The sequence below is a fragment of the Sulfurovum sp. bin170 genome (assembly GCF_010892395.1).
In the GTDB taxonomy this organism is placed as follows: Bacteria; Campylobacterota; Campylobacteria; order Campylobacterales; family Sulfurovaceae; genus UBA1140.
Window position 1 is genome coordinate 1 of sequence record NZ_JAACKB010000361.1, and the last position, 4,125, is coordinate 4,125.

General features: G+C 34.9%; 8 protein-coding genes. All 8 read left to right on the forward strand.

Going from position 1 to position 4,125, the window contains the following annotated elements:
• The 8 genes from rpsP to GSY74_RS08685 all read left to right on the forward strand — a co-directional run bounded on the left by rpsP (window position 1) and on the right by GSY74_RS08685 (window position 3,919).
• A complete protein-coding gene (gene rpsP, locus GSY74_RS08650) occupies window positions 1-189 on the forward strand; it encodes a 30S ribosomal protein S16 (protein ID WP_164664705.1) in 189 nt (62 codons plus the stop codon).
• A 5-nt stretch (window positions 190-194) separates the two neighbouring features.
• Window positions 195-437, forward strand: coding sequence for a KH domain-containing protein (locus tag GSY74_RS08655; protein WP_164664706.1), 243 nt, complete (start codon window positions 195-197; stop codon window positions 435-437).
• A gap of 7 nt (window positions 438-444) precedes the next feature.
• A complete protein-coding gene (gene rimM / locus GSY74_RS08660; RefSeq protein ID WP_164664707.1) occupies window positions 445-975 on the forward strand; it encodes a ribosome maturation factor RimM in 531 nt (176 codons plus the stop codon).
• Between the two features lie 51 nt (window positions 976-1,026).
• Window positions 1,027-1,281 (forward strand): hypothetical protein, encoded by a 255-nt coding sequence (locus tag GSY74_RS08665; protein ID WP_164664708.1) that lies wholly within the window; start codon window positions 1,027-1,029, stop codon window positions 1,279-1,281.
• A 165-nt stretch (window positions 1,282-1,446) separates the two neighbouring features.
• Window positions 1,447-2,133 carry a tRNA (guanosine(37)-N1)-methyltransferase TrmD gene (gene trmD / locus GSY74_RS08670; protein ID WP_164664709.1) on the forward strand — a complete coding sequence of 229 codons (687 nt, stop codon included), beginning with the start codon at window positions 1,447-1,449 and terminating at the stop codon, window positions 2,131-2,133.
• A 6-nt stretch (window positions 2,134-2,139) separates the two neighbouring features.
• The gene (rplS, locus tag GSY74_RS08675; RefSeq protein WP_164664710.1) at window positions 2,140-2,499 is read left to right on the forward strand and encodes a 50S ribosomal protein L19; all 360 of its coding nucleotides are present in this window, start codon (window positions 2,140-2,142) and stop codon (window positions 2,497-2,499) included.
• Window positions 2,500-2,589: 90 nt separating this feature from the next.
• Window positions 2,590-3,183: a hypothetical protein gene (locus tag GSY74_RS08680; RefSeq protein ID WP_164664711.1), complete on the forward strand. Its 594-nt coding sequence runs from the start codon at window positions 2,590-2,592 to the stop codon at window positions 3,181-3,183.
• The gene (locus GSY74_RS08685) at window positions 3,176-3,919 is read left to right on the forward strand and encodes an exonuclease domain-containing protein (RefSeq protein ID WP_164664712.1); all 744 of its coding nucleotides are present in this window, start codon (window positions 3,176-3,178) and stop codon (window positions 3,917-3,919) included. The genes GSY74_RS08680 and GSY74_RS08685 overlap by 8 nt, the downstream gene beginning before the upstream one ends.
• The last annotated feature ends 206 nt before the right edge of the window (window positions 3,920-4,125 follow it).

Genomic DNA, 4,125 nt, shown 5'->3' on the forward strand with positions numbered 1-4,125 from the left:
ATGCCTTTTTATAGAATCGTAGTAACAGATAGCAGAAAAAGAAGAGATGGTGGTTGGATTGAATCAATTGGTCACTATAATCCAATGATTAAAGAGGATAACCTTGTTGTAGACATGGAGAGACTAAACTATTGGACTTCTGTTGGTGCTCAGATGAGTGACAGAGTTAAAAAGATTACAAGTAAGTAGTCACTATGGTCTCTGAATTCGTCGCTGAATATGCCAAACTATTAGTGAGTCATCCTGAAGATATAGCTGTATCGGTTAAGAATTTGGAGGAGAACTATGATGAGATTACTATCGTCGCAAATAGTGAGGATGTGGGTAAGCTCATAGGTAAAGAGGGGCGAATGATTAACTCTATCAAGACAGTTATCTCTGGTTGCAAAGCCAAGGGTGGATGTAACTATAGAGTTAATGTAGAATCAAAAAAATAGTCCAAGTATGAATAAAACTCAAAAGTTTTTTATAGCCCAAGTGGGTAAGACCCACGGACTTCATGGAGATTTGAAACTTCATCTCCATACAGACTTTCCCGAACAGTTCAAAGTAGGTTACTCTTTTGATACGAGTTCAGGCTCTCTTGAAATTTTGCGTATTAATCTTGACCGAGGTATTGTAACTTTTAGAGGTTATGAGGGTATAGATTATGCTAAGAAACTTACCAATACTAAAATATATGCAACTCTTGAAGAGACCAAAGAGAGATGTGACCTGAAAGAGGGTGAACATTTTTGGTTTGAGATTGAGGAGTGTTCTGTTGTCGAGGATGATGAGGTTTTAGGTAAAATTATTGAAATTCAACGGTTGGCTGATGTGAATTATATGTTTATAGAGACAGATAATAAGTTGATTGAGAATGGATTGGCTAAAACATTTTTAGTACCTTATATCGAGCGATATGTTTTGAAGAGTGATGTTAAAGCTAAAATGGTCTTGACTAAAGATGCTAAAGAGATTTTAGAGGCTAGTTAGTATAACAAACTTTGTGCTATAATTAAAAAAATCAGTATATAGGAAAGAGCCGTGCATACAATTAATCTTCAGATTGATGAGAGTTTTTATCCCCATTTTAAAGCGATAATAGATAGCTTTGTTAACGATAATAAGATTAAAATTCTCCAAAAAAGAGAAAAGTTTCCTAGAGAGCTTGTGATTAATAGCATAGAAGAGGTACAACGCCGAGTCTATGCCTCTGAACAAGAGAAGAGTCTTTCGCAAGAGGAGTATGATATAGATATGGATATTTTTTTTGAAAGAGAGTTTGGCGTAAAGAGATGACTGTTGAGAAAAAACCTCGATATAAAAGAGGACTACAAAGTATCCTTAGATATATAGCCAATGATAAAATATCAGCATCTTTAGAAGAGGTTATACTATAATATATAAGGTAGAGCAAGATAAGATATTAATTTTAGAGATATTTAAGTGGCAGAGTAGGTAAAAATGAAATTCTCCTTCGTAACGCTTTTCCAAAATATTATAGAGGGATACTTTTCCGATTCTATTTTAAAACGAGCGATAGATAGTAAGTATATAGATATAGATTACATTAATCCAAGAGACTACACAGAAGACAAACACAACAAAGTAGACAGACCAATGATAGGTGGTGGAGCAGGTATGCTAATGACTCCTCAACCTCTATTTGATACTATTGATGCTATTAAAAATTCATCACCTGAGGCTTACATTATAGTGGCTACTCCTGTGGGAAAACCTTTTAGACAAAATGATGCAAAGCGGTTGGCTAAAAAAGAGCATATTGTATTTATATCAGGACGATATGAGGGGATGGATGAACGGTTTATTGAACAGATGGTGGATGAGGTTTTTTCCATTGGTGATTTTATCTTGACAGGTGGTGAATTGCCCTCTATGGTGATGTCTGATGCTATTGCTAGAAATGTGGATGGAGTGCTTGGGAATAGTGACTCTTTGAGTGTAGAAAGTTTTGAGTTATCCTCTTTGGAAGCACCATCCTTTAGTAAACCAAAAATTTACAATCAAATTGCTATTCCGTCAGAGTTTCTAAAGGGAAATCACGGTAAAATTTCGGACTTAAAAAATGCTATGGCAAAGTGTAAAACAAAATACTTTAGACCTGATATGCATAAAAATCTCCAAAGGTAAATTATTATGAGAAATAAATATATTGAAAGTTTTGAACAAGCACAACTAGAGAGTAAGTCTGTCCCTGAGTTTAGAGCAGGTGATACACTAAGAGTTGCTGTAAACATTAAAGAGGGTGAAAAGAGTAGAGTACAGAACTTTGAGGGTGTATGTATAGCTCTTCGTGGTCAAGGTACTGGTAGAACTATGATGATTAGAAGAATTGGTGCTAACTCTGTTGGTGTTGAGAGAATTTTCCCTGTTTTCTCTGATAGTATCGAGAGCATTACTGTACTTAGAAGAGGTAGAGTTAGAAGAGCAAAACTATTCTATCTTAGAGCTCTTAAAGGTAAAAAAGCTAGAATTAAAGAGCTTAGAAGAAAATAGGTTTTTATTCTCGCACTCCTAGGGTATCTACGATGGGTACTCTTATAAATTATCTCCAAAATAATCTATCGGTTTTAAGGCACTGAATCTATGGAATTCCTACAAAAAATAGCACAACGACTACTTATTGCTGTTCAGTTTGTTTTAGTTTTTCTCTTTATACTATTTGAAGAAATAATTTGGGAAGGTTTAGCTAAACCTATCTATGATAAGATAGCCTCATTTCGTATTCTTCTTAGGCTTGAAAAAGTTATAAATCTCTCTAATCGTCATATCGTTTTACTATTTTTTACAGTTCTCCTTTTAGGTGTTGAAGGTGCTGGGCTTCTTGCTGGTCTGTTTTTTGTGCAGGGTAAGGTTCTGTTGGGTACGACTCTCTACATCGCCAAGATACCAATAGCAGGATTTACTTTTTGGCTTTTTAAAGTAGCAAAGTCTAAACTATTAAGTTTTAATTGGTTTGCTTTGGCGTATGAGAAATTGATGAGTGGTATTGAGTGGTTGAAAGATACAACTATATACAAAAAAAGTATCACTATAATGCTAGATATAAAAACTAAGATAAAGCCTATACTCAAAAATATAAAAGAGAGATATTTCTCTAAAGATAGTAGCTTTGTAAAGGAGCTAAAATCATTTTACAAATATATAAAAAATTTCAAAAATAGGAAAAAAAATGACTAAATATATTCTGTTTGATACAGAAACAACTGGTAACCAAGATGAAGATAGAATTATACAAGTGGGTGCAATGGTAGTTGGTGCAAAAGGTGCTGTTGAGGTCTATGATGAGCTTTGCTCCTCTGATGTTGCTATTAAGACAGAGGCGATGGAGGTGCATAATATAACTCCTGAACTACTAGAGGGAAAGGCTCCTTTTAGTTCAACTAAATTTTATAAAGATATTCAATCTCTAAATAGTGAAAATAACTATCTCATAGCTCATAATATCTCATTTGATTTGGGTATGTTAAAAAAAGAGGGGTTTGAAAATAGAATGAAACTGATAGATACGCTTCGTTGCTCCAAACATCTCTACCCTGACTCGAACTATCATCGTCTTCAATACTTTAGATACTCTCTTGACCTCTATCAAGATGAGCAGAGAGAGGCTGATAAACATGGAATCACTATAAAAGCACACGATGCAATTGGTGATGTGCTTGTGATGAAACTGCTACTCTCAAAGCTTGTTGCAAAGGTCAAAGAGCAGTATCGAGGGGTTAATCCTATGCTTAAATTAGAGGAGTTGACCAATACACCTGTATTTATGAAAAGCTTTAAATTTGGTAAGTATAAAGGTGAGCAGATAGAGGATATTGCGAGGAGTGATGCGGGTTATATCAGATGGATGTTAAAGTCTTTAGATTTAGATGAAGATTTAAAATATACTTTGGAGAGAGTTTTAGAAAACGCGTAGGGTCGGTGTTAACCGACCAAAAAGATTAGATTTCTTGCAAAACTCATTTGGAATCGGAGACTTCAGTCCTGAACATAACGAGGCTAAAGCCCAATGCCAATGAATTAGCGAGGCTGAAGCCATCGTTTCCTTATATGCAATCCGTATTTTCTGAATCGGCGTGTTTACACCCGAACTATTTGGTTCAAAAAAAGCTTAATTCATTG